Source organism: Hymenobacter sp. B1770 (genome assembly GCF_049896385.1).
Lineage (GTDB): Bacteria > Bacteroidota > Bacteroidia > Cytophagales > Hymenobacteraceae > Hymenobacter.
In genome coordinates, this window is the sequence record NZ_JAFCUF010000001.1 from 24,182 (window position 1) to 50,180 (window position 25,999).

At 58.7% G+C, this 25,999-nt stretch carries 16 protein-coding genes; all 16 read right to left on the reverse strand.

Annotation, left to right across the window (positions count from 1 at the left end; genetic code table 11):
• Positions 1-26: 26 nt before the first annotated feature.
• The 16 genes from ACP7AJ_RS00110 to ACP7AJ_RS00185 all read right to left on the reverse strand — a co-directional run bounded on the left by ACP7AJ_RS00110 (position 27) and on the right by ACP7AJ_RS00185 (position 25,858).
• Positions 27-1,751, reverse strand: coding sequence for a GH39 family glycosyl hydrolase (locus ACP7AJ_RS00110; RefSeq protein ID WP_426058152.1), 1,725 nt, complete (start codon positions 1,749-1,751; stop codon positions 27-29).
• Positions 1,752-1,904: 153 nt separating this feature from the next.
• Positions 1,905-3,710 (reverse strand): glycoside hydrolase family 127 protein, encoded by a 1,806-nt coding sequence (locus tag ACP7AJ_RS00115; RefSeq protein ID WP_426058887.1) that lies wholly within the window; start codon positions 3,708-3,710, stop codon positions 1,905-1,907.
• The gene (locus ACP7AJ_RS00120) at positions 3,596-3,955 is read right to left on the reverse strand and encodes a beta-L-arabinofuranosidase domain-containing protein (protein WP_426058153.1); all 360 of its coding nucleotides are present in this window, start codon (positions 3,953-3,955) and stop codon (positions 3,596-3,598) included. Before ACP7AJ_RS00120 ends, ACP7AJ_RS00115 begins: the two co-directional genes overlap by 115 nt.
• A 93-nt stretch (positions 3,956-4,048) precedes the next feature.
• A complete protein-coding gene (locus ACP7AJ_RS00125; protein WP_426058154.1) occupies positions 4,049-5,038 on the reverse strand; it encodes a glycoside hydrolase family 43 protein in 990 nt (329 codons plus the stop codon).
• A gap of 53 nt (positions 5,039-5,091) precedes the next feature.
• The gene (locus tag ACP7AJ_RS00130) at positions 5,092-6,954 is read right to left on the reverse strand and encodes an NPCBM/NEW2 domain-containing protein (RefSeq protein WP_426058155.1); all 1,863 of its coding nucleotides are present in this window, start codon (positions 6,952-6,954) and stop codon (positions 5,092-5,094) included.
• 16 nt (positions 6,955-6,970) lie between these two features.
• A complete protein-coding gene (locus ACP7AJ_RS00135) occupies positions 6,971-8,464 on the reverse strand; it encodes an arabinan endo-1,5-alpha-L-arabinosidase (protein ID WP_426058156.1) in 1,494 nt (497 codons plus the stop codon).
• Between the two features lie 107 nt (positions 8,465-8,571).
• On the reverse strand, positions 8,572-10,653 hold the full coding sequence (locus ACP7AJ_RS00140; RefSeq protein WP_426058157.1) for an alpha-L-arabinofuranosidase C-terminal domain-containing protein: 2,082 nt from the start codon (positions 10,651-10,653) through the stop codon (positions 8,572-8,574).
• A 160-nt stretch (positions 10,654-10,813) separates the two neighbouring features.
• A complete protein-coding gene (locus ACP7AJ_RS00145) occupies positions 10,814-12,475 on the reverse strand; it encodes a sodium:solute symporter family transporter (protein WP_426058158.1) in 1,662 nt (553 codons plus the stop codon).
• 202 nt (positions 12,476-12,677) lie between these two features.
• Positions 12,678-14,165 carry an L-arabinose isomerase gene (araA, locus tag ACP7AJ_RS00150; RefSeq protein ID WP_426058159.1) on the reverse strand — a complete coding sequence of 496 codons (1,488 nt, stop codon included), beginning with the start codon at positions 14,163-14,165 and terminating at the stop codon, positions 12,678-12,680.
• A 71-nt stretch (positions 14,166-14,236) separates the two neighbouring features.
• A complete protein-coding gene (locus tag ACP7AJ_RS00155) occupies positions 14,237-14,938 on the reverse strand; it encodes an L-ribulose-5-phosphate 4-epimerase (RefSeq protein WP_426058160.1) in 702 nt (233 codons plus the stop codon).
• A 66-nt stretch (positions 14,939-15,004) separates the two neighbouring features.
• On the reverse strand, positions 15,005-16,726 hold the full coding sequence (locus tag ACP7AJ_RS00160) for a ribulokinase (RefSeq protein WP_426058161.1): 1,722 nt from the start codon (positions 16,724-16,726) through the stop codon (positions 15,005-15,007).
• 87 nt (positions 16,727-16,813) lie between these two features.
• Positions 16,814-18,010, reverse strand: coding sequence for an aldose epimerase family protein (locus ACP7AJ_RS00165; protein ID WP_426058162.1), 1,197 nt, complete (start codon positions 18,008-18,010; stop codon positions 16,814-16,816).
• Positions 18,011-18,061: 51 nt separating this feature from the next.
• Positions 18,062-19,732, reverse strand: a complete 1,671-nt coding sequence (locus ACP7AJ_RS00170; protein ID WP_426058163.1) for a family 43 glycosylhydrolase — start codon at positions 19,730-19,732, stop codon at positions 18,062-18,064.
• A gap of 115 nt (positions 19,733-19,847) precedes the next feature.
• Entirely contained in the window at positions 19,848-20,924 is a 1,077-nt protein-coding gene (locus ACP7AJ_RS00175; RefSeq protein ID WP_426058164.1) for a glycoside hydrolase family 43 protein, read from the reverse strand.
• 181 nt (positions 20,925-21,105) lie between these two features.
• Positions 21,106-22,626, reverse strand: a complete 1,521-nt coding sequence (locus tag ACP7AJ_RS00180; RefSeq protein WP_426058165.1) for a RagB/SusD family nutrient uptake outer membrane protein — start codon at positions 22,624-22,626, stop codon at positions 21,106-21,108.
• A gap of 61 nt (positions 22,627-22,687) precedes the next feature.
• Positions 22,688-25,858 (reverse strand): SusC/RagA family TonB-linked outer membrane protein, encoded by a 3,171-nt coding sequence (locus ACP7AJ_RS00185; protein WP_426058166.1) that lies wholly within the window; start codon positions 25,856-25,858, stop codon positions 22,688-22,690.
• Positions 25,859-25,999: the final 141 nt, after the last annotated feature.

The window sequence follows — 25,999 nt, forward strand, 5'->3', positions numbered from 1 at the left end:
TTTCCCTACGCCAACCTATGCCCTCGTTACCACGTCAGCCGCAGCATCGACACACCCTGTCGCGGCAGCGAGAAACGCAGCACAGTCTGCCCGTTTTTGGTGCTTACGGATGAAGGCGCGTTCGCGAGCATAGCCAGTTGCCCAGCCTTCTCCAGCGCCGTGCGCTGGGCGGCAGTCACCTGCTGCGGCGAGCCCATGGCCTGCCACACCGTGTAGGAGTTGCTATGCTCGTTGTCGATGCGGTAATGCTGCAATTTCGCCGTAGCAGCGGGCACACCTTGAAGCGTGAGCTCTACCTCACTGGCGGGCGCGGGCAGGGCGTCGTTGTGATAGTTCCAGACCATGATGGAGGCGGAGCGGCCATCGGCAGAGGCCAAGGCGCTGATGTCGGCGCGCTGGCTTTGGGCTTGGTTATGGATATCGGGCAGGGTGAGGGCGGTGGGATTGATGACGGCCACCCGCGGGCCGGTCATCTTGCCAAACATGCGGAAGACGTTGAGCACGGGCTTGTCGACGCCGTTGGTAGCCAAGTCGCGGTAACCGGCAAACCAGGGCTGGTTTTCAAACTCGAACGACCAGCTGACGGCTCCTTCTACATTGACTTTGTGGAGGTCTATCAGCTCGTAGAGGCGGGCGTATGCGGCAGCTGTGTAGCTGGAGTACATGGTGCCGTTGCGGTAAGCGTTTTCGGGGTTGGTGGCTACGCCGCAGGCCGCGCAGCCCTCCGGGTCATTTTCGCCGATGATGATGGGCAGCTTGCTGTACTCGGGGAAAGAGGCCACGATTTTGAAGCCTTCGGTGATGTCGTCGAGTTGTGCGCCCATGTTCATGCGCACGTGGCCGTCCACCAGCTTGGGGGCGCCTTTGGCGTGGAAGGTGATGTAGTCGAGGCGGGTGCCGGTTTTGCCGGTTACGTAGTTTTTGCCGCGCAGGCAGTGCTCTAGGAAGCCTTTGAGGTAATCGGCGGCTTTGTCCCAGCGCGGCCCGGTGGTTTCGGGACCGCCGAGCAGGGCTTCGGGCAAGGCGCGGTGCACGGCTGCTTCGGTGTGGTCGTAGAGCTCGTTGTACTCCGCTGGGGTGCCTTTCCAGTAGCCGATGTTGGGCTCGTTCCAGAGCTCCCAGCGCCAGGTTTTTACTTCGGCGGCGCCGTAGCGAGCTACGCTGTGCTTCACCCACTGGTAAACCAGCTCGCCCCACTTTTTATAGTCTTTGGGTGGGTAGGCCCAACCGGTGTAAATGGACTCGTAGGGCTGTCCGGGAGCCCAGTAGTGGCGGTACGGCACCGGCTTGATGGACATGGCCTCAGGCATAAACCCAATCTGGGCAATGGGCTTCATGCCCCGCTTGATGTAGGTGTCGAAAATCCGGTCCACGATTTTCCAGTCGTACACCGGCTTGCCGTTTTTGTCTTCGGTGTAGGCATTGGTTGAGCCCCACTTCAGGCCGGGTGTGCCGTCGCCGGTCGTGAGCAGGTTGTGGGGCCGAACATACACCGGCACGGGACTGAGGGCGGCCAACTCGGTAAGGAGCTTCTGGCCGTCTTTCATGTAGGTGTAGTTGGGCTCGTCGTAGCCGAAATAGGCCCACAGCGGCTGCATGGGGCCCACTTGCTTGGTGACGTCAACCGTGATGGCGACGGGTGCGGGCGCCGTTTGGGCAAAAACTGATGGCGCGGCTGCAGCAAGCAGCAGCGTCAGAAAACCATAGAAACGAGCACCGGAAACGGTGAAATTCAGACTACACTTTTTCATGCTACAGGTGCTTTTGTAATAAGGCAAAAACGTCATGCTGAGCTTGCCGAAGCATCTCAACCGCTTCGTTCGGATTTCGTTCAGTAGAGATACTTCGGCAAGCTCAGCATGACCGTTATTTTATGAATGCTGATTACTCGGACGCTTAAGGTCTTACTTAGCGTGCGTCACTTCCTCGGCTTTCCGCGTCACCAAATCCACATCAGTCACTTGCTGCGGAAACCACACCGTCATTTCGCCTTTGCCTCGGTTAGCCCAGGCGTAGTACGGAATGGCGGTGAGGGTTTGATTGACTGTGCTGATGGTATTGTTGGCCGCATCGATTTTCACCACGGGTACGGTAGCGGTGAGCTCGGTGATGCCGTTGAGCACGTCAGGCTTGAAGGCGGCAGTGAAGGTGCTGCCGTTGGGCACAATGATGTTGTTGGCTTTGCCTTCGTTGTCTTTCCACTCGGCACAGTAGATGACCGGGCCGCGCTGCAGGGCCACTTTGCCCACGTTGTCGCGCACGTTGGGGTGTGCTACTACGGTGCGGGTTTCCATGGGCAGACTCATGTCGACCACGTCGTTTTTCTTCCACTTGCGGGCCAGCACGGCGTAACCATTTTTCATGGTATACTTTACCGGTTTGCCGTTCACTTTGATAACCACTTGCTGGCTCGAAGGCTGGGCAAAGCGGTACAAATCCGAGGGGATGGCCTCTTCTCGGGCCCAACCGGGAATGCGCACTAGCAAGTTAAAATCGGAAGTCGAAGCCTGGTTCACGGTGAATTTCAGGTCGCCGTTCCAAGGGTAATTATTGGCTTGGGTAAGGCGCACGGGCTTGTTCTGCACAGCCAAGTCGGCGCTGCCGCTCACGAAGAGGTTCACGTAAATGTCCTTGCCATTTTGGCCGTAGACGTAGCCGGGGAGCGAGGGAAACAGCCGCGCCAGGTTGGTGGGGCAGCACGAGCACTCAAACCAGCCTGCACGAGCCGGCTCAGTCTGCGGGAAGCTGGTGCTGTTCTTAATCTGCATGGCATTGGAGTAGAAGAACGATTTTCCATCGAGGCTCACGCCCGAGAGCAGGCCGTTGTAGAGTACCTTCTCGATGAGGTCGGCGTACTTGGCGTGGCCGTGCAGCTGAAACATGCGCTGGTTCCAGTAGATGTTGGCCACCGAGGCGCAGGTTTCGTTGTAGGCGGTGGCGTTGGGCAGCTCGTAGTTCTTGCCAAACCGCTCGCCACCGGGGAGGGCGCCGGTGCCGCCCGTCACGTAGATTTTCTTGGAGGCCATGTTGCTCCAGATGCTGTCCACGGCAGCCAGCAGCTGCTTATCATTGGTCAGGGCCGCAACATCGGCCATGGCTGAGTAGAGGTATTCGGCGCGCACGGCATGGCCAATGGCTTCCTTCTGGTCTACCACGGGCTTGTCGTCCTGCCAATACGAGCCATTATTGAAGGGGTCAGGGCTCTTAGGGTCGTAGCCCTTGTACTGGCCGCGGGCATTCACGAAAAACTTGGCCGTGCTCAGGTATTCCGGCTTGCCGGTTACGCGGTAGAGCTTCACGAGGCCTATCTCCACGATTTCGTGGCCGGGCGCCACGCTGCGCTTGCCAGGACCGAAGACCGAGCACACCAAGTCGGCGTTTTTCAGGGCGATGTTGAGCAGACTTTTCTTTCTAGTGGCCTGGCGGTGGGCCACGGCGGCTTCGTAGAGGTGGCCGGAATTATAGAGCTCGTGGCTCATCTCGCGCTCGTTAACCCAGCGAGTCGGCCCGGCCCAGGGGTGCGGGTTGGCCGGGTCGATGGTGCGGGCCGTGTAGAGGTAGCCGTCGGGCTCCTGAGCCTTGCCCACTTTGTCAATCAGCACGTCGAGGTACGCTTCCAGCTCCTTGTCGGGATACAGGCTGAGCGAGTAAGCGGCCCCTTCCAGGGTTTGTAGATATCGGTGTCGTCGAAGGCAAACACAGTGGCAAATTTGCCCGATTTAGCGGCGGCCATCTCGAAGTTCTTCACCCGGTTGGTGGCCTCGCAGCGCTGGAAGGAGGCCGGAATGGTGACGGCCGTATTGGTTTTGAGGCGCGGCTGCCAGAAGTTGTCAGTCAGCGTCACCTTGGTGAAGGGCACTCCCTGGATGGGGTAGTCGCTGCGCTTGACGGACTGGGCACCGGCCGCAGGGCTCAGCAGGGCGGCAGCCAGCATGGTGGATAGGAAGGTCTTCATGGTTGTACTGATGGAATTGCCAGGGATAATATTTTGCATAGCGTTTATGAAAGGAGGAGAAAGGAGTTTCGCAGAGGGTGAAACTCTTTATGCTTATGGCGCAGGGTCCACGCCTTGGGGCGTCATCACTACTTTTTGAAGGGTGCTGTCGGCGTTGTAGTTCAGGTAATCGATGCTGACCGAGCGCCGGAAGTTGCCGCCCGAGGGTAGAGCGCCGTTGTGATACACAAAATACCACTTGCCTTTGAAGTCGAGCAAGGCTTGGTGGTTGGTGGTGGAGTTGGTGGCCAGTTCGTTCAGGATGCCCTTGTACTGCCAAGGCCCCTCGGGGCTTCGGCTCATGGCGTAGGCAATTTTCTCCGGAAACTCGGTGGCGTAGGAGAGGTAGTACCATTTGCCGCGCTTGTGCACCCAAGGGGCTTCCGTGAACCGGGGCAGGCTGATGGTCTGGATGGGCCCATCGAGCTCAGTCATGTTGGCTTTGAGCTTGGCGTAATAGCACGCGGTGTTGCCCCAGTACAGGTAGGCCTGGCCCGTATCGTCTATCAACACGGTGGGGTCGATGTCGTCGAAAAAGCTGCTGACGGCGGTGGTCATGGCATTGGTGACCAGGGCCGTGCTGCGGGCATCCACAAAGGGTCCGGTGGGGGTATTGGATACCGCTACCCCAATGGCCTTGCCCGGCACGGTGCGATGGTCGACGGTGGCGTACCAGTAGAACTTGCCGTTGCGCTCAATTATCTGCGAGGCCCAGGCATCGGCGCGGGCCCAGCTGAAGTCGGTCACGCGCAGGGGCACGGGGTGTTCGGTCCAAGTGGCTAGGTCAGCCGAGGAGTAGCATAGCCACTCGTTCATCACGTACTGGTTTTGGCTCGTGGTGGCCTCGTCGTGCCCCGCGTAGACGTACATGCGGCCGTTGTGCACCAACGCTGCGGGGTCGGCCGTGAATTTGGACGTAACAATCGGGTTGCGAAACACGATGGGCGTCACGACTGTCGGCACAAACGGCGTGGGCTTGTCTTTCTGGCAAGCCGTAGCCAAGCAGCTGATTCCCAGCAGTATTATTTGCAAACTTGTATTCATGCTGAACTGGAAAATCAGGAATTATTTTAGGCCGCAACAGCTGTCACCGAGGGCTACTTTTTAATAGACTTAATGCTGGAAATGCGATACAGCTTGGCCCCGTGTCGCCGGATGTAAGGCGCAAACTCGCTGGAGAACTCCCCCAGCTTCTGGCCCGTCCACAAGTCCTGCACGGTGGCCCCGGCGGTCACGCCCAGTTCCTTCAGCGACACCGGCACGCGCACAGAATCGGCGGGTGCGGGGCGATACGGGTTTTTGGTGAATACCAGGAAGCTGAGCGTGCCGCCGGTGTTCTGTGCCGCGCCGGCATTGTCGAGGCCCACAGTGGTCGTGAAGCGCGTGTAACCGGCCGGCAAATCGTACTCGATAATGGAGTTGGAATGCGTGCCGATGCCGGCGTCGTACTTCTTCCCTCCCACCAGCAAGTCGGCACCCGATACGCTTTTGTTGACGGTGGCTTTGCCCCAGCCGGCGCTGGCGTTTTTCCAGGGAATGGTGGTTAGCAAAGTCGCTTTGCCGTCGGGGCCGGTCAGTATGGGGTTCAACCAGTCGGCGTGGTCCCAGGCAATGTCATCGCCGCCGTTGCGCACGTTCAGGTAGAGCTTGGTGGCGCCGGTGATGTCGATGTTGGCAGGTTTGCTTTGGCCAGGAGTTTTGCGGGTGATGGGGCCGCTGGCCCAGGCAGCTTCGTTTTCGGGGGCCAGTTCCTGGTCCTGGGCATTGAAGAGGGCCAGGAATTTGTCGCCGGTGGCGGGGTCGTCGGCGGTCCAGGCCACAAGGTTATCGCGGCGGAAAAGCTGGCGGTTGCGGGTGCTGTTGTGGTGCACGGCCAGCACGTTTTTGTTGGTGAGCAAGCTCAGCGTGAAGGCGTCGTTGCTGGGCAGGTCGCCGCCAAACATCAGCGGCGAGCGGAAGATGCTCCACAGCGTCATCAGCGTGACTTGCTCGTCGCGGGTGAAGCGGGTCATGCGGTCGTCGCCCCGCTCGGCCCGGATGCCCAGGCGGCCCAGGGGCAGCATGTCTGCATCGGGCCAGGCGCCGGGGTTGATGTAGGGCGCCCAGCGCTCGCACACGTCGAAGTGTTCCTTCAACTGCTCCCAGCTATCCCAGAAATCGCCCACAGTGCGCCACATGTTGGCGTGGGCCGCCACGTGTTTGGCCTGGGCAATGGGCGTTTCGCCGGGCGAGGTGCTGAGCACGATTTTACGGCCCGAACGGTCGATGGCCTTGCGAATCATCTCCACTTCCGGCGCGTGGTAGGGCGAGGACAGGTCGTCGACCTTAACAAAATCTACGCCCCACGAAGCGTAGAGCTTGAACAGCGAATCGTAGTATTCCTGCGCCCCGGGGCGGCCGGCCACCACCGTGTACATGTCGCGCAGCCAGCCAGCCTGGTCTTCCTTGCTGTAGATGTCAGCGGCCGTAGCCTTGCTGCCGAGGATGGGCAGCTTGCGCTGCACCGCCACCACGGGCACACCCCGCATGATATGAATGCCGAATTTCAGGCCCTTGGCGTGCATGTAGTCGGCCAGCGGCTTGAAGCCCTTGCCGCCCGCCGCCGAGGGAAACCGGTTCACGGCAGGCACGAAACGGCCAAAGGCGTCGAGGTTGAAGTCCGGGTCTTTTTCGTTGTAGCCGTGGGCCGTGTCGTTGCCCACGTACCAGCGAATGTCCACCACCACGTATTTCCAACCGCTGCTTTTGAGGTTTTTGGCCATGTAGTCGGCGTTGGCTTTCACCTCGTCCTCGGTCACGGTGGGGCCATAGCAATCCCAGCTGTTCCAGCCCATGGGCGGCGTGGCGGCCCACTGGTGAAAATTGTTTTTAGGCGCGGCTTTTTGGGCTGCTACCGGCGAGCTGCCCAGGCCGCTAAGCAGCAGTAATGCGAGGGCGTTTCGGCGAAAGGACGAAGGCATCGTTATCGGCGGTTAACTACTTTTTCTTACCCCACATGGCCACGCCTGCGTTGTTCAGGCCCGTGAAAATGATGGTAGGCCTCCTGTTTTCCCAGTCGCGGCCTTTCTGCACGTACAGCTTATCAATTACGCCGTTGCTGTAGCGCATTTCCAGCCAGGGGGCGGCGTAGGTCCAGGTGTTGGCCGCGTTGCCGTTGAACGTGCCGTTAGCGGCCAGCGAGAGCGGCGTGCTCACCTGGAAATCGGGCCTGGTTTGCTCGTTGGCGAAGCCCGGCGTTACCCGGTAATCCAGCTTGATATGTTCCCAGTCGCCCACCAGGTCAGCCTGGGGCGAGGCAGTGTTGTCTTCGCCGGCATAGCGCTCGGGCGACACCACCGGCCAGCCGTCCGGGGTCCAGAACATTTTGCGCACGTGCATGACCATGTAAAAGGCATCGACACCTGGCCGGCCCTGGTGGGCCATGTAATACTGGCCGTTGTTCTCAAACGCAGTGCTGTGGGCCGTGCCCTGCCAGCCGCCGTGCCCCGAAAACCGGTACGGGGCCAGAATCATGGGGCCGTCGTCCTGCGCCAGGTTAACGTCCCGGCCATTATAATCCAGGAAGGGGCCGGTGGGCGAAGCAGAGCGGCCCACCCGCACGTTGTATTTGGTGAAAAGCCAATCGTAGGAAATGAACAGGTAGTACTTGTTCTGCTCGCGGTTGTAGATGATGTCCGGGGCCTCGATGTTGCCGTTAATCGTGTTGCCGGTGAAGGCGCGCTGCGCAATGCGCCGGCCGCGCTGCCCGGGGTTTTGAGACATGCCCGTGGCCGGGTCCAGCTCCAGAATATAAATGCCGTCGAACGCCGAGCCGTAGTACATGTGGTGCCGCCCCTGCTGGTCGATAATAACCGTGGGGTCAATGGCGTTGGTAACCGGCGTCGACGGCAGATTACTGGAACTCACCACCACGCCGCGCTCCGTCCAGGGACCCGTTGGCGAGGTAGCCGTGGCCAGCCCAATAACACTCAGCTTGAACACGTCGGAGGCCAGCGAGTAGTACAACCGGTACTCGTTGTTCACCTTCACCACACAGGGTGCCCACAGCAGGCGGTTGGGCACGCCCCCAGCCTGCCGGATGAGGGCGCTTCCCAGCGGAGGCGGGGTCGAAAACACCCAGCCTACATACTCCCATTGAATCAGGTCTCGGGAGCGGCGCACTTGCAGGCCCGGCGTAAGGGCCGCATCCGAAATGCCGTAGCCCACGTCGGTGCTGTAGGAATAGTAATAGTCGTCCGCCTTGATGATGGCCGGGTCGTGCACGTTGTAGGGCCCCCACCTATGATAGTTGGCCATCGGCGCCTCGTCGGGGTATGTGTCTTTAATGCTGTTAATGTCGAAGGGCCCCGACGTAATGGGCGGCTGCGAGCTGGGCACAAACTTGTCTGGCGCGTCTTTCTTGCAGGCCCCAAGGCCCAGCAGCACCATGAGTTGAACCACTCCGATGAATCGATAAACGTATTTTTTCATGAGCCAAGCGATTGGTTTTGAAGGAGAGGCAGAGCCGGAAGTTTACACAAACGATTGTGTAAATATAGCCAAAAAAGGGGAGCAGCCAGTGGCTGCTCCCCTTTCATTTAGCGCTTGGCTGGGATGCGCAGCACCGTGAAGGAATTCGGCGCCAGCGTGTAGCTCACATTCGAGCCCGATACGGAGAACGTCTCTTCCTTCGGCGTGAGCTTCTGAGGCTCCTGTATAGTGTTCATGGTATTGAGGTCGTCGCTGGCCATCACGAAGGCCTTGCCGTTTTTACCCACGTTTTTAGCGCCTGCCAGGTTCACTTTCACGGCACGGGGCGAGGTGGAGTAGTTCACCAGCTTCACAATGACGTCGCCGGTAGGAGCATCGGTCACGGCGCTGGCGAAGAGGTTGTCGGTGCCGTTTTTGGCTTTGCCGGGCATTACTACGGGCAGCACGCGGGTGCCTTTGTTCAGGGCATAGAGCTTCTGCACGTAGTAGTTCACGGTGCCGTAGGAGGTCAGGTTGTCAAACCAAATCATGTTAGGGGTCCACTGCCAGGCGTCGACGTGGGCAAGCATGGGCGCGTAGGACGCCATGGCCACGGCGCCGGCGTTGCGCTCTAGGCCGGTCATGAAGGCAGCTTCCGAGATGGCGCAGTCCCAATTGTTCTTGTTGTCGGGGCTGCCAATGGCCACGCTCTGGGCGGCGTACTCGCCAGCGAAGATTTTGGGCCCGGTGCGGGGGTATTTGTCGTAGCGGTCGGCATTCTGGCGGAACCACTCGGGCTTGGCATAGTAGTGCTCGTCGATGAACTCCGCCTTTAACTCGCGCATTTTCAGCGTGGCTTTGTCGAAATTTTCACCATCTGGCGAAGGGCCCACGCTCGACACAATTTGCATGTTGGGGTACTTCGCCTTCACGGCTTTAGCAAAGGGCTCGTAGCGCTCCAGGTACTGCGGGCCCCACTGCTCGTTGCCAATGCCAATCATCTTCATGTTGAAGGGCGCGGCGTGGCCCATGGCCACGCGCTTGGCGCCCCAGGTGCTGTTGGCCGGGCCGTTGGCGAACTCAATCAAATCCAGGGCGTCCTGAATAAAGGTTTCCAGGGTGGGCTCATCCTCGTGGCCGGCGGCGTCGTGGCCGGCCGCATTCGGGCCTTTGGCCGCGCTGATGGGCGCCAGTTCGGCCGAGTTGAACTGGCAGGCCATGCCCACGTTCAGAATCGGCAGTGGCTCGGCGCCGATGTCTTCCGACAGTTGGAAATACTCAAAAAAGCCCAGGCCAAACGACTGGTAGTAGTCGGGCGTAAACTTGTGGAGAAACTCAGTATTCCAGCGGTTCACCAGCGGGCGGCGCGAAGCCACGTCGCCGATGGTTTCCTTCCACTGGTAGCGCTGGGCTAGGGTGCGGCCCTCCACAATGCAGCCGCCCGGGAAACGCAGGAAGCCCGGCTTCATGTCCTTGAGCAGTTGCACAAGGTCGGGGCGCAGGCCGTTTTCGCGGTTCATGTAGGTGTCCTTTGGGAACAACGATACCACGTCGATGTCAAGCGAGCCGTTGCCTTCCACTGCCAGCTTCAAACGGGCTTTGGCAACGGTGGCCGAGGGCTTTATCACTACGCTGTACTTTTTCCACTCGTTGGTGAGGCCCGTAATCTGAGCCTGAGCCAGGGACTTGCCTGTAGCTGCCGTTTCGGGACCCTGGCCGCGACCAGGTTCTTCCAGCGTCGCGGTAACGCCACTAACGTTGCCGGGGCCACGCCGGGCGAAAAACGACAAAGTATACTCTGCCCCTTCCTTCACGCCCATACCGCGGAAGCCTTCGTTCACGAAAGCGGCGTCGGGGCCAGCTTTTCTCACGTTAAGACGCAGGAAGTGGTTGTTGGCGTTGCTGATGGGCCGGTCGCTCGATACCAGGTAGCTTTCGAACCCGGCTGCACCGCGGATGGCCTTCCAGCCGATGAGGTGGTCGTCGGTTTCGAACGACTTGTTTTTCACCAGTTCGGGGTACAGGCCGCCATCGGCCGCGAAGTTGATGTCCTCAAAAAAGAGGCCGTACATGTTTTTCGACACGGCGTCGCCGGGCTTGTTCACCTGCACGGTGATGGTGGCCGGGGCCGACTGCGCATACGCAGCCGGGCCGGGCAGCAGGCCCAGTAGGGCCAGAGCGGAAAACCGAAGGGCGGGTTTAATAGTCATGAGCGAGAATATCAATGGTCTGTTTTTAAGTTAAATTGAACATCATAACTGAGCGCAGTTGAAGCACCGCAGCCGCTTTGTTGAGCCAATTGGATTACCAGCGCAGTAGAGATGCTTTGCTGCGCTCTGAATGCCGTTCTGTTATTAATCGTTCTGATAATTACCAGAACTTGGTGTAGAGCGCCGTGAGGAGCAGTAGTATAATAACGATGAGCACCAGCGTTTGCCGGCTCACGCGGAACAGGCCGGGCTGCAGCTCAATGGCCTTGGCGCTAACCCTTGGGCCAGCCAGGCTAATGGCTACCATCAGCAGCATGGTGATAGCAAACGACAAGCCCATGCATATCAGGAACGGGATTTCGTAAGCGCCGCGGCCGTTAGGGAAGGCCGTGTAGAGCAGCGTTTCATTTCCGAGCACGGATGGGGCGTAGTTGTTGAAGAACACCGACATCACGAAGCCCGCCAGCACACCCACAATGGCCGCGGTGGCGGTAGTACGCTTCCAAAACAGTCCCAGCAGGAAGATGGCCAGAATGCCGGGCGAGATGAAGCCCGTGTATTTCTGAATGAACTGGAAGCCACCCTCGCCGCCAATACCGAGCAGGTCTTTCCAAGTCAGGGCAACGCTGATAACCACAGACGCCAAGATGGTGAGGCGGCCTACCCACACCTGCTTCTTCTCAGTCGCTTCGGTGTTGAGGTAGCGCTTGTAGATGTCGAGGGTAAAGATGGTCGAGATGGAGTTCACCTTGCCCGCCATGGAGGCCACGATGGCGGCCGTGAGGGCAGCCATGCTCAGGCCTTTTAAGCCATTCGGCAGGAAGGTGAGGATGGCGGAATAGGCGTTGTCAGAATTGAACGAGCCGGTGGACGACATTTCGGCCTGCAGGCTGCCGTTTTTGTAAAGCACGTAGGCCGCAATGCCGGGCAGCATCACAATCACGGGCATCATAAGCTTGAGAATGGCCGCAAACAAAATGCCGGTGCGGGCCGTGTGCAAGTCGGCGCCCAGGGCCCGCTGGGTGATGTACTGGTTGCAACCCCAGTAGTTGAGGTTCACAATCCACTGGCCAGCCAAGTACATCGCAATGCCGGGCAGCGACAGGTACTTATCCACGTCCACCTGTGGGGTATTGGCCGTGGGCTTCGGGAATATCATGTGGAAGTGGTCGGGCGCCTTGCTCATCAGGGCATTGAAGCCGGAGATGGCACCGCCGCCCAGGCCAAACTTGTCGCTCACCAGGCTCAGGGCGATGTAGGTCGTCACCAAGCCGCCTACTACTAGCACCACCACCTGCACCACGTCGGTGTAGCCCACTACCTTCATGCCGCCAATGGAAATGAGGATAGAGAAGAGGGCCAGTAGCACAATGATGACGTGAAAAGTGTCGCCGCCCACCAGGTTACTCAGCGCCAGCGCGCCGAGATAAAGGATAGACGTCAGGTTGACCAACACGTAAAGGAATAGCCAGAAAATGCTCATAATCAGGCTCAACGTGGAGTTGTAGCGCTGCTCCAGGAACTGCGGCATCGTGAAGATTTTCTCCTTCAGGAATACCGGCATGAAGAACACCGCCACGATGATGAGCACAATGGCCGCCACCCATTCGTAGGCCGCCACGGCCACGCCCACCTTAAAGCCCGAACCCGACATGCCGATAAACTGCTCGGCCGAGATGTTAGAGGCAATCATGGAGGCGCCAATGGCCCACCACGTCAATGACCCTTCGGCCAAAAAGTAATCTTTCGTGCTTTGTTCGCCCTTTTTCTTGCTCTGGTAGATGTAATAGCCATAAGCCGTCACGCCGACCAGGTATAGCATGAAAACCGCTATGTCAAGCGGGGTTAATTGATTGCGCATGCAGGGGGTTGCAGGAGGGGTTTGCTGAATTTATTGGTAACTAATCAAAACGTCAGCTGAGCTTGCCGAAGCATATCTACTGCTTCACTTACTTAATCGGCTCAACGAAGCGGTAGGGATGCTTCGGCGAGCTCAGCATGACGTTCTTTTTAAACACAAAGGCTTAGCCGCGGAAGGCCACTTCGTTATACCGCAGCTCGTTTTTGAACGTGCGCAGCTTGGTGTCGTCGTCAATCAGTACGTATTCGATACCGGCCATTTCGGCGAAGTCTTCCAGGTACTCAGCCGTCAGGTTTTGGCTGTAGCCGGTGTGGTGGGCACCGCCGGCCAGTATCCAGGCGGCTGCGCCGGTGGCGAGGTTGGGCTTTACTTTCCAGAGCACGCGGGCCACAGGCAGCTTGGGCAGGTCGTGCTCAGGGGCTACGGCTTCCACCTCGTTCACAATCATGCGGAAGCGGTTGCCGAGGTCCACAATGGTCGCGTTAAGGGCCGGGCCGGCTGGGCAGTTGAACACTAGGCGCACGGGGTCGGCTTTGCCGCCGATGCCCAGCGGGTGCACTTCGCACTTCACCTTGCCTTCCGAAATGGTAGGGCAGATTTCCAGCATGTGCGAACCGAGCACCTGCTCGTTGCCAGGCGCAAAGTGGTAGGTGTAGTCCTCCATGAAAGAGTTGCCGCCGGGCATGCCGGCACCCATCACCTTCATGGCGCGCACCAGGGCCGACGTTTTCCAGTCGCCCTCGCCGCCGAAGCCGTAGCCCTCGGCCATGAGGCGCTGCGTGGCGATGCCGGGCAATTGGGCCATGCCGTGCAAATCCTCAAAAGTGTCGGTGAAGCCTTTGGCGCCGGTGTCCTGCAGAAATTTGCGCATGCCGGCTTCGATGCGGGCCGCTTCGCGCAGGCTCTCACGCTGGTCGCCGCCGTCTTTAAGTCCATCAGCCAGCTCGTATTCCTGCTCGTAGGTGGCCATCAGCTCGTTTACCTGCTCGTCGCTCACCTGGTTGATAACTGCCACCAAGTCGCCAATGCCGTAGGTGTTCACCGAGTAGCCAAATTTGATTTCAGCTTCTACTTTGTCGCCTTCGGTTACGGCTACGTAGCGCATGTTGTCGCCGAAGCGGATGAACTTGGCACCCTGCCAGTCGGCCCAGGCGCTGGCCACTCTGGACCACACGCTCAGGCTTTCCTGCACTGCGGTGCTCTGCCAGTGGCCCACTACCACTTTACGATTGAGCCGCATGCGAGTACCTATGAAGCCAAACTCCCGGTCGCCGTGCGCCGATTGGTTGGTGTTCATGAAGTCCATGTCAATGTCCGCCCACGGAATGTCGCGGTTGAACTGGGTGTGCAAATGCGCCAAAGGCTTTTGCAGGATTTTCAGGCCGTTTATCCACATTTTCGCGGGAGAAAACGTGTGCATCCAGGCAATCAGGCCCACGCAGTTTTCGGCGGTGTTGGCCTCCTGCATAAGCTTGTAAATTTCCTGCGGGCCCGTGAGCACCGGCTTATACACAATCTTAATGGGCAGATTGGTGCCGAGCTCGGCGGCAATCTGCTGCGAGTGCTGGGCTACCTGCTCGAGGGTTTCGGGGCCGTAGAGGTGCTGGCTGCCAGTAATAAACCAGGCTTCGTAGTGGGAAGTGTCAATCATGGAAGGGTGGAATTAAGCGAAGCCGAGGCTTACACAATCGTTAATCTAATTTGACAAAATAAAAGAAAGTACTACGACTGCCCGTAGTAGGAATTCACCCCGTGCTTGCGCTCGTAGTGCTTCCGAATTAAGGCGTCTTTCAGGCGCGGCACACTGGGGCGCAGCGTGCAGCTGAGGTAGGCCATGCGGGCTACCTCTTCGAGTACGGCGCTGTTGTACACAGCTTTTGCGACGGTTTTGCCCCAGGTGAAGGGAGCGTGGTTGGCCAGCAGCACCATTTCCACCTCCGTGGGCGAGAGGCCGCGGCGCTGAAACTCGTTGAGAATTTGCCAGCCGGTTTGGTGCTCGTAGTCGCCGGCAATCATGGCGTCGTCCATGGGCGGCGCGCAGGGAATGTCGGCAGTGAGGTGGTCAGCGTGGGTCGTGCCCAGAATCGGAATGTCAAGCTGAGCTTGGGCCCACGAAGTAGCGTAAGTGGAGTGCGTGTGCACAATGCCACCAATGTGGTCCCAGTGGCTATAGAGCACGGCGTGGGTTTTGGTGTCGGAGGAGGGGCGCTTCTCCCCTTCCAGCACGTGGTTGGCGAAGTCCAGAACCACAATATCCTCGGGCTTCAGCGAGTCATACGGTACGCCGCTGGGCTTGATGGCAAACACGCCTTTCTCTCGGTCGACTACGCTGGCGTTGCCGAAGGTGAAGAGCACCAGCCCCAGCTTGGGAAGCTGCATGTTGGCTTCGTAGCACTCGCGCTTTAGGTCTTGGTATTGGCTCATAAGTATTAATTATAAATCTTGAACGTCATGCTTCGGCTAAGCTCAGCATGACGTTCTGAATCAGATTTAAGCGTGAGCAGTTTCAGAATTCTCTTTGGCTGATTTCTCGCCGCCCAAGGTGGTCGTTTCTACAAATTGTCCGAAGGCCTGGTATTGCTCGTAGCGGGCCTGGTAGTCGGCCACCCGGGCCGGGTTAGGCGTGTAGGACTCGGCAAAGCCGCTGCCCATGGCTTTTTGGGCGGTCAACACGTCGGGGTGAATGCCGGCCGCTACGGCCGCATACATGGCTGAGCCCAGCGCGGGCGCCTGCTCCGAAGTGGCAATTTTGATGGGACGGTTCAGCACATCAGCCAAGGTCTGCATCACAAACTGTGACTTCTTGGCCACGCCGCCAATGCCAATTACCTGTTTGATAGGAATGCCCTCCTGCTCAAACCGCTCCACAATTTGCTTCGAGCCGTAGCAGATGGCTTCCACCAGCGCCCGGAAAACCTGCGGCGCACTCGTGCCCATGGTGAGGTTCATGATGGCACCTTTCAGGGCTTGGTTAGCGTCCGGTGTGCGGCGACCGTTTACCCAGTCCAGGGCCAGCACCGACGACTCGGCGGGGTCCACGGCCGCGGCAGCTTCGCTGAGCTGCACCAACAGGGTGTTGCTCATCTCCTCGCGCAGGGCGGCCTGCAGTTCCGGCGTCAGCACCTTGGAATTGGGAAGCACGTTGTGCAGGGGCCACTCCAGCATCTGGCGGAACCAGGCCAGCAAATCGCCGAAGGCCGACTGACCAGCTTCGAGCCCGAGCATGCCCGGAATCACCGAGCCATCCACCTGCCCGCAAATGCCCGCTACCAAGTGGCTGCCCACTTCGTTGGTGGGGGCCACCACAATGTCGCAGGTGCTGGTGCCCATCACCTTTACCATGGAGTACGCTTCGATTTCACCGGCCACGGCACCCGCGTGGGCGTCGAACGAGCCCACGGCTACCACCGTGTCGGTGGTCAGGCCAAGGCGCTGGGCCCACTCCTCGGAGAGGCGACCAGCTACTTCGTCGGCCGTGTAGGTTTGCTGGAAGAGGTTTTCGCGCAGGCCGGCCAGCCGGGGCTCGAGGTGCGTCAGGAATTCCTCGGAGGGCAAGCCGCCCCAGCTCTCGTGCCACATGGCCTTGTGGCCCGCGGCGCAGCGGCTGCGCTTGAAGCTGGCGAGGTCGCCGCCGGTGAGCATCAGGGTGAGCCAGTCGCAGTGCTCCATCCAGGAGTGGGCAGCCTGGGCCACGGCTTCGTCTTCGCGCACCACGTGCATGATTTTGGCCCAGAACCACTCCGAAGAGTAGATGCCGCCCTCAAACTTGGTGTAGTCTTCGCCGCCCCAGGTGCGGGCTTTGTGGTTGATTTCAGCGGCTTCGTCCAGGGCCGTGTGGTCTTTCCAGAGCACAAACATGGCGTTGGGGTTGTTTTCGAAGCCAGGTGTGAGGGCCAAGGCTACGCCTTGCTCGTTCACGGCGCCCGGCGTCGAGCCCGTAGTGTCCACGGCCAAACCCAGAATCTGGGTGGCAGGCACCTGCTGGGCTACCTGACGCACCACGGCCTCCAGGCCCTCGATGTAGTCGAGTGGGTGCTGGCGAAACTGGTTGCGGGCCGCGTTGCAGAATTGCAGGGTTTTCCAGCGGGCATAGTTGTGTACGGCCTGGGCTATTTCGGCGCCGTTGTGGGCGTCTATCAGCACGGCACGCACCGAATCGGTGCCATAGTCAACACCAATAACGAAGGCAGGAGTGGCGGATTGTTGTTCCACGATAGTTGATAGTTATTGTTACAATTTCAAGTTATCATACCTGCTCAGGCTCTCTTTTGAGGACCTAAGCAGGCATAAGAAAATTTTCTATTTCCGTACACCAAACTTGTAGATGCTGGTAGACTGGAAGGTCTCGCCCGGTTTCAGCACCGTGTTGGGGAACTTGGGCTGGTTGGGCGAGTCGGGGAAGTGCTGGGTTTCGAGGCAGAAGCCGGCATGCTTGCCGTAGGTGGTGCCGCCCTTGCCGGTGAGGGTACCGTCGAGGAAGTTGCCGGTGTAGAACTGGATGCCGGGCTCGTCAGTGGTCACTTCCATGGTGCGGCCACTCACGGGCTCGTACACGGTGGCCGCAGCGTGCTGCTTGCCTTCGCCGTTTAGCACCCAGTTGTGGTCATAGCCGCCGGGCACCTGCGCAATGCGCTCGCCGATGGCGTGGGGCGTGGTGAAGTCAAAGGGCGTGCCCTTCACCGGGCGCAGTTCGCCGGTCGGAATCAGCGTGGCATCTACCACGGTGTACCGGTCGGCGGGGATGGTTACTTCGTGTCCTAGGATGTCCTTGCCGGCGCCGTGGTTCAGATTGAAGTAGGCGTGGTTGGTAAGGTTGATGGGCGTGGCCTTGTCGGTCGTGGCCGTGTAGTCAATCTTGAGGGCGTTGTCGTTGGTGAGGGTGTATACCACGGTCACGTTCAGGTTGCCGGGGTAACCTTCTTCGCCGTCTTTGCTCAGGTAGGTCAGCTTGAGGCTTTGGCCGTCGGCCGACGTGCCCGGCTCGGCCTGCCAAATTACTTTGTCGAAGCCCACTTTGCCGCCGTGCAGCGTATTCGGGCCGTTGTTTTTGGCGAGGGTGTAGGTCTTTCCATCCAAGGTGAATTTGCCGCCCTTGATGCGGTTGCCGTAGCGGCCAATCAGCGCTCCGAAGTAGGGGCCCGACTTCAGGTACTCCGCACTCTGGTAGCCACTCACATTGTCGAATCCCAGCACCACGTCGCCCATCTTGCCGTCCTTGTCGGGCACCATGAGACTGGTCAGAATGCCGCCAAAATTGGTGATGGTGGCTTTAGCTCCGCTGGCGTTGCGAAGCGTGAAGAGCTGCACCTCGGTGCCATCGGCACTTTTACCGAAAGGGGCGGAAACGGGCATGGTCGTGGTAGTTTTAGTAGAGTCGGCATTGGCAGACGAAGCCGCAGCGGTTTGGTCCGTGGAATTGTTCGACCCACAGGCCGCCAGCCATAGCAAGCTGGAAATGGGCAAGGCCAAACGCACGGAACGGAGGGGGATGGTCATTACAAAAACGGCTAAAAGAAAGAATGAGAAGGAAAGTCTGACGCGAAGGAACTAGAGAACGGTCAGTTTTTGGGTAAACAGCCCCGTGCCCTGGCGGACTTTTACCAAAAAGAGGCCCGGCAGCAGGCCCGCTTCCACGGCCGTTTTGGCCTGTGGGTTCTCTAATACTCGGCGGTACAGCGAGCGGCCCTGCATGTCGAGCACTTCCACAGTCACAGCTTCCAACGATTTGCGGCCGCTCAGGTCCAGGGTAAATGTTCCGCGTGTCGTAGGGATGGGATAAATGCTCACGCCCGTCAAAGCAATGCGGGTAGTTGCAGCAGTGGCCGTGGCGGCAGGCGTGAGGTACCACCGCTGGCAGGCGCAGCCGTTATAGTCAAAAATGCCAAGTTGAACGCCTGGATTTACCGAGGCATTGGGCACTTCCACCACGCGGTTGCCATTGAGCGAGGCAAACACCAGGCTTCCGTTGCTGGCCCGCTCGATGCGGTACTGCTGGCACTCTTGGCTGGTGTAGGCCCCGAGCTGTAGCAGCGAAAAGTTGGATTCGGAGCAGCCGGCCACGCTGGCGGCCAGACCACCTAGCGCGCTGGTAATTTTGTACTCGCCATTGCCCAGCGCCGTGAAATCCCATTGCTGGCAGGTGCTACCCGTGCGAGTAGCCTGCTCGATGCCCTGGCCTGCCGCGCCGGTGCAGCCCCGCGACTGCCACACCAATCCCGCCGAACCCGGCGCCGTGGCAATGGTGTAGCGCACAGGCGCGCCCGCCACCGCGGCTGGCTCCAGCCAATCGCGGCTCACTACGGGCCAGCCCGCGGCGTCCCAGGTCAGTCGGGCCAGGCTCAGCTTGGCAGCACCGCCGTCGTAAGAGTCGTAGTAGTGGTGCGAGAAGTAGCTAGCGCCATTTTCCTCAAAAATGCCCGCATGGCCCGGCCCACGGTAGCGCCCGGAGGCACTCAGGAGCATAGTGCCGCCGTTGCTGTTCAGGTCAACGCCGTTTTTGTCGACGAAGGGTCCGCTAGGCGAGGCCGAGCGGCCCACCAGAATGTGGTACGTGCTGTTGGAGCCCTGGCAGCAGGTGCCGCGGTTGATGAACAGATAGTAAAATGCTCCGTTCTGCTTCACATAAGCGGCTTCTACATCACCGTTGGCCACCGCGTACAAGGGAGCGCCAGCCAGGACCTTGCCCGTGGTGGCATTGAGCTGTACGTTGCGTATGCCGCCAAAAAAGGAGCCATACGTCATCCACAGATTGTTGCTGGCATCGCGGTAAATAGCGGGGTCGATGGCGTTGGCGGAGCTGTTGTTGTCGCTCGAAATTACCTCGCCTTCGTCGACCCAATTATAGTTGGGACTAGCGGGGTCCAAGGTAACGTTCGTGACCAGACCAATGGTCGACACTTTGGAGCCAAACGTGGAGCAGGAGTAATACAAGTAGAACTTGCCGTTCATGAAGAAGCACTCCGGGGCCCAGAAAGTACCAGTAAAACCTGGCACTTTCGTGTTTATCCAAGCGGGATAGATGTTATTCTGAAAAACGGGCCGTGGGCTAGGCGTCCACCGAATCAAATCAGTGGAGTACTTGGCGTAAATGCCCTGACCGGTGGTGAATATCCAGTAAGTGTTGCCGCTCTTGACAATGGTCGACGGGTCGTGCGAGCCCACAGCACCCTGCAGAGCCCAGGCACGGGGCGTGGCCCAAGCCATAGCCACCAGCAGCATCAAGCTAGTTAGCCCACACCGCAGCGTTAGTCGCCATTGAGGGTATTCATTAGCAAAACGGTAGAAGCTATGCATAGTTGGTGGGTTTTAGAAAGGAGAGGTTAAACGAATAGGACTACTCGCCCGAAGGCTTCACCACATCGGTGTAAATAGTAACCGGCACACTGAAATTTGGCGTGCCATCGGAGTTACAGGCAAACTTCTGCATCCGCGGGTTGCGCCGCTCCACGCAGCCTTCGCCGGGGTTAGAATTGGCGTGGTAAATAATCCAGTCTTCCTTTCCGTCTTTCGATTTAAAGAAAGAGTTATGCCCAGTAGCGTAGGCGCGGGCAGCGGGCCGCTGCGAAAAAACGGGCTGGGTCGACTTCGTCCAGGAGCTCGGCAGCATGGGGTCTGCCGTGCTTGAGGCCGTGAGCATGCCCAGCGCGTAATCGTCGGTGGCGCAAAAGCTGGCCGAATACACCAAAAAGGTCTTGTTGTCGTGCTTAAGAATTTCGGGGCCTTCGTTCACAAAGGGCGGGCCCACGCTTTCCCAAGCGTATTGCGGGCGCGAGAGCTCCACGCGAGGCCCGGTGAGGGTCCAGGGGTTACTCATGCGCGAGATATAAATGCGTTGCACGCCATCGAGGCCGTTATGGCCCGACCACAGGAAATAGCGGTTGCCGTTTTGCTCCAGCACCGTTCCGTCGATGGCCCAATGGTCTTCGTTGGGGTTAAAAATGCGGCCCTTGTCTATCCAGGTGCCGGTAGTGGGGTCGGAATTGGCGTTTTCCAATACCCAAGTACGCTGAAAGCCAAAGTTGTTCCCGACAGGACCCGCCGTATAATACAGATACCATTTGCCATCGAGGAAAAACAGCTCCGGAGCCCACAGATTACCAGCAGCGTTGCCGGTGGTGGGTGGCGTCCAAATCAGGGTGCTGGGAGCACCGGATAGGGCCGACATATCGGCTGTTTTCCAGATGCGCAGCTGGTTGTAAAGAGTATGCGTGTAGTAATAGAAACCGTCTTTATGGGCCACGAACGGGTCGGGACCACTAGTGAGCAGGGGGTTTTGGAAAGTAGTGCTGGCCGCTGGCAGCGGCGTTGCCGTAACCGGCACCGCAGGCACACGGGTCTTTTCGCACGCCCCAGTGCCCAGTAGTGCTATGGCAAGCAGGGCATGTGAAGCAAGACGGACCGAGTATAGCATAGCGGCATCTAAAGGTTTGTTGGCCCAAATGCGGCCGGTGTAGCAGCATGGCCGCCCCAGGTTGCAGCCCGGGACGGCTCTCCGCTCACTCACTCTTCATTCTTACTTAGTTGTCAGTTGCTGGTGGCCAGTTGTCCGCAAACAACATCCTTATAACTGACCACCAGCAGCTGGCAACTCTTTAGTAACCGGGGTTCTGCTTCAGGTTGGGGTCGATATCAAGGTCACGCTGCGGAATGGGCAACAACTTCGACACGCCTAGGCGGAAGTTGTTGAAGTCAGGGTCGCGAGCTTTCAGCTCGTCGATGCCAGCTTGGGTATCCATCAGGCCCCAACGGAGAATGTCGAACCAACGGGTGCCTTCGCCGGACAGCTCCTTGGCACGCTCCATGCGAATGAGCTGACGCAATCCGTTCTGGGTGAAGGTGCCGGTCAGCGGAGCCAAGTCTACCGAAGGGCGAGTACGCACCCGGTTCACGAGCGGCACTGCAGCCGCCATCTGGTTCAGTTCGGTGAGGGCTTCGGCCTGCATGAGCAGCACGTCGGCGTAGCGTATCAGGCGGTGGTTAATGCCGGAAGTGAAGTTCTCATCGGTCCGGGTGCGGTCGTTAAGATACTTGCGCCAGTAAATCTGGTTGGGATTCCAGCCATGTTGAGCAAAGGTTCTGCCGTAGAACACGCCCGGGTTGCCGGCGTGAATGATGCTGATGTCGCGACGGGGGTCTACCTGAGTAGGGTTGGTCACCGTGAACTCTTTGTTATACTCGTCCAGGAGCCAGCGGCGGGGCTGCACGTCGGCAAACGTGGGGCCGGGAGGGCCGAAGAAGTTGGGGCGGTCGTGGCTTTCCGACGAAGATGCATTGTCCTGGCCTTGGCCTACTTCCAGTACCGCGCCGGTGAACTGGATTTCGAAAAGCGACTCGGCGTTGTTCTCGTTAGTAGCCGTGAAGTTGTCCAGATAGTTCGGCACCAGGCTGTACTGGTTAGAAGCCATTATCTCCGTAAACAAGGCCGATGCCTCGCTGTATTTGCGCTGGTGCATGTACACCTTGGCCAACAGGGCCTGCGCCGCGCCTTTGGTAACGCGGCCTTTATTGGCGGCATCGTAGGTAAGCGGCAGGTTCGGAATGGCAGCCTGCAGGTCGGCAATAATCTGAGCCTCACCCTGAGCGACGGTAGCTTGAGGTGCACGGGTCGCTACTGTTGGCTCTACCGTTATCAAAGGCACATTGCCGAAGAAATACACCAGGTCGAAGTACGACAGCGCTCGGATGAACTGCGCTTCGGCTACCAAACGGCTACGCAACGTTGCGTCCATCTGGATGCCGGGCACGTGGGTAAGAACCTGGTTGGTGCGGTAAATGGTACGGTAGTAGTCATTCCACGCGAAAGACGAAATAAAGAAGTTATTGTCCGGCGTGATAAAGCGCGTAAAGTTGGCTAACTCTACAAACGGGCTCTGGCTGTACGACTCGTCGGAGCGGTGTGCCATAAAGTGCCAGCTGCGGTAGTACACCGCAAATTGCTGCAGACCCGAGTAGCAGGCGAATACGCCCTTGATGGCGTCGTCCTGAGTTTTCCAGAACTGGTCCGTGGTCGGAGCGTTCGGGTTGGGCTGGTCTAGCAAGTTCTTATCGCAACCCGTTGTGGTCAGGAAAAGGCTCCCCGCCAGCAGCAGGGTTGCTATCTTATTAAATTTCATATCAATGAGAGAATACGGTTGGAGTGGAAGGGGCCGACGCGCGTCGGCCCCATGCCCTGATTTAGAAGTTTACCTGCAAGCCACCCGTGAAGCTGCGCACGTTGGGGTAGGAGCTCAGGTCAACGCCACGGCTGAAGAAGCCAGTGCCGGTTATCTCCGGGTCGAAGCCCGTATAGTCAGTGACAGTAAACACGTTGCGGCCGGTTAAGTACACGCGCACGCTACCCAGGCTCGACACGCGGTTGGTCAGGGCCTTGGGGAAGGTATAGCCAATCTGGATGTTACGCAACCGGAGGTAGGAGCCATCTTCTAACCAGCGCGTGGTGTTAAACAAGGCGTTGGAAGCAGCGGCTAGGCCTAAGTTACCGCTACCACCGCCCTGCAGCAGGCGCGGCGTCGTGGTCGAGGGATTGCTGGCGGTCCAGGGCGTTACGTCGGCGTTGTAGTTGTTGGGGCCGTTGTAGCTCTCCAGGTCGCGGCGGGCCTGGTTGTAGATTTTGTTGCCGTGCACCGAGTTCAGGAATACCGAGAGGTCAATGCCCTTGAACGCGGCGTTGAGGTTCAGACCCATCAGCAGGTTGGGGATGGACTTGCCGGCATACACGCGGTCAGCATTGTCAATTCGGCCGTCATCGTTCACGTCGGTGTAGCGTACATCGCCGGCCGAAGCATAAGGCTGAATAACAGTACCACGAGAATTCTTGTAGTTGGCCACCTCGTCATTCGACTGGAAGATGCCAGCAAATGGAATCAGGTAGAACTCTCCCAACGAAGTTCCGAGCTCAGAGCGGGTTATCTGCTCTCCTCCGGCAAACGTCTGGCCCCGAACGGGTACCGCCGTTATTTTATTCTTCACGGTGGTCAGCGTGAAATCGGCGCCATAGGTGAAGGCGCTTTTGGTGTCGTGGTAGCCGAGAGCTAATTCAAAACCGCGGTTTTCAATATTGCCGGCGTTCTGGAAGATGGCCTGGCCGAAGTGGCCCAAATACGTGAGCACCTGCACAGGCGCCAAGGCGTTGCGCGTTTCCGAGATGTAGTAGTCCGTCGACAGGGACAGCCGGTTATTGAGCATGCTCAGGTCCAAACCGATGTTTCTGGTGTAGCGGTCCTCCCACCGAATATCGGGGCTAGGCAGGGCCAGTTGGCTCGAACCATTGACGATGGTCTGGCCGGTACCAATTACATAGTTGACGTTTTGACCAACAATGGGATAAGGCAGGTAGCTACCACCGGAGGGACCGCCCAGGGCGTCGTTGCCAATGGTGCCGTAGCTGGCCCGCAGCTTCAGGTTGTTGATTTGCGAAATATTGTTTTTGAAGAAGTCTTCTTCGCTGATGCGCCAGCCCACCGAGGCGGCCCCGAAATTGCCCCAGCGGTTAGCCGGAGTAAAGCGCGACGAGCCGTCGCGACGGCCGCTCACCGACAGCAGGTAACGGTTTTTAAAGTCGTACGTGGCTTGGGTGAAGAAAGAGCGTTTGGCGTTGACAAAGGAAGAGCCCTGAACAACGCCCCTCTCCGGGCCGGCGCTCAACTCAAAGTAATACTGAGGCGAGGACGTGAACCCTTGTGCACCAGCCTGCACGTTGTGCTGCCGGAAAGACTGCTCAGAATAACCAACCAGGGCATTAATGGTGTGGTCGCCGAGGCTCTTGTTGAAATTCAGCGTGTTTTCGCCCATCAAAAACAAGTCGTAGCCTAAGAACTCATTCAGGGACGAGGTGTTGATGCGAGTGTTTTGACGCAGGATGCCTGACCTCTGCGCATCGGCATTGCTGTAAGTGTGCCCGTCAAGGGCCACGTTCAGTCGGTAGGTCAGGAAGTCGAATATGGAGAAATCACCACTGATGTTGCCGGCTATGCGGTTGTCGGACTGGGTCCGGCGCAGCAGCTGCTGTGCACCAATCGGGTTGGTAGCAAAGGTGTTCAACACCGGCGAGCCCGTGCCAAACCCGCCTTCATTGGCCGGGTTATACACCGGGATGCTGGGAATCATAATCAGCACGTCGATAAATGGCGCGCCGTTGAGCAGCGTCCTGTCGAGGTGGGTGAGCTGCACGTTTTCCTGAAACTTAAACCGGCCACGGGTCAGGCCCGAGTTCAGGCGCAGGCTGTAGCGTTTGAAGTCCGGTCCTTTCACAATACCCTCCTGGTGGAAGTACTCGCCCGATACCAGGAAGTTAGTAGCTGTTTTTTCGCCGGTGCTGCCCCCCGAAAGCGACACGTTGTAGTCTTCCACCGTACCGGTTTGGAAGAACTCATTCTGCCAATCGGTGTCCACATTGGGATTGAAAGCACCGCCCGGACCCTTTACGGCACCGGCAAGGCTATTCTGGCCATTGCTCAACGGGTTCAGGCCAGCGTTGGCATAAGCTTGCACGGCCCGGTCGGCCCATTCGCTGGCATTGGTAAGGTTGTAGCGCTTGTAGACGCTTTCCACGCCCCGGTAGCCATTGAAGCTAATAGAGGGTGTGCCAGCCCGTCCTTTTTTCGTGGTTATCTGCACCACGCCGTTAGCGCCACGCGAACCGTAAACTGCCGTTGAAGAGGCATCTTTCAACACCGTCAGGCTTTCAATGTCGTTGGGATTCAGGTCGCGGATGTTATCGGTCCACAAGCCGTCAATCACATACAATGGGCCACTGCCCGAATTACCCAGCGTTCCAATGCCCCGTATATTAACAATGGGCGCATCTCCAGGGGCACCGCCTCCTGTCACCTGCACACCCGGCAGGCGGCCTTGCAAGGCCTGCGTGGCCGTGGCCACCGGTGCCTTGTTGGCTTCCGTAACATCGAGGCTGCTCACGGCACTACTCACGTTCTGGCGGTTTTCGGTCAGGTAGCCTACTACTACTACTTCCGACAGGCCCTGGGCACTTGCAACCAGGCGCGTGTCGACGGTGGTGCGACCGCCCACGGCCACCTCCTGCGAGGTATAGCCTACGTAGGAAAACACCAGCGTAGCGCCCGCTGGGGCCACTATGCTGTAGCGGCCGTCGGCATCGGTCTGGGTACCGTTGGTGGTACCTTTAACGAGCACCGTGACACCGGGTAGCCCCGCGCCGCTCTCATCGGTAATGCGCCCGCTGATGGGCGTGTCGGCGGCCTGCAACAAGGCCATAGATACATTATCGGGTGCCGCTACCGTTGCCTGGCCAACTACGGGCAGCAACAGCAAGCCCCCGAGCAAGGCTGGCACCGCTAGCCCTTGCATTTTGGGTACTGACTTTTTCATAAAAACTATGTGGGAATTGGTGAGAACAAGCACAATCGATTGTGTAATGAGGCGCCTTAATAGGGCAATTACAGCAAATTGAAAAGAAACGACCGGGAAGTAGACAAGGCTTATTACGAGTCCCTAGGGGCTCGGAAACTA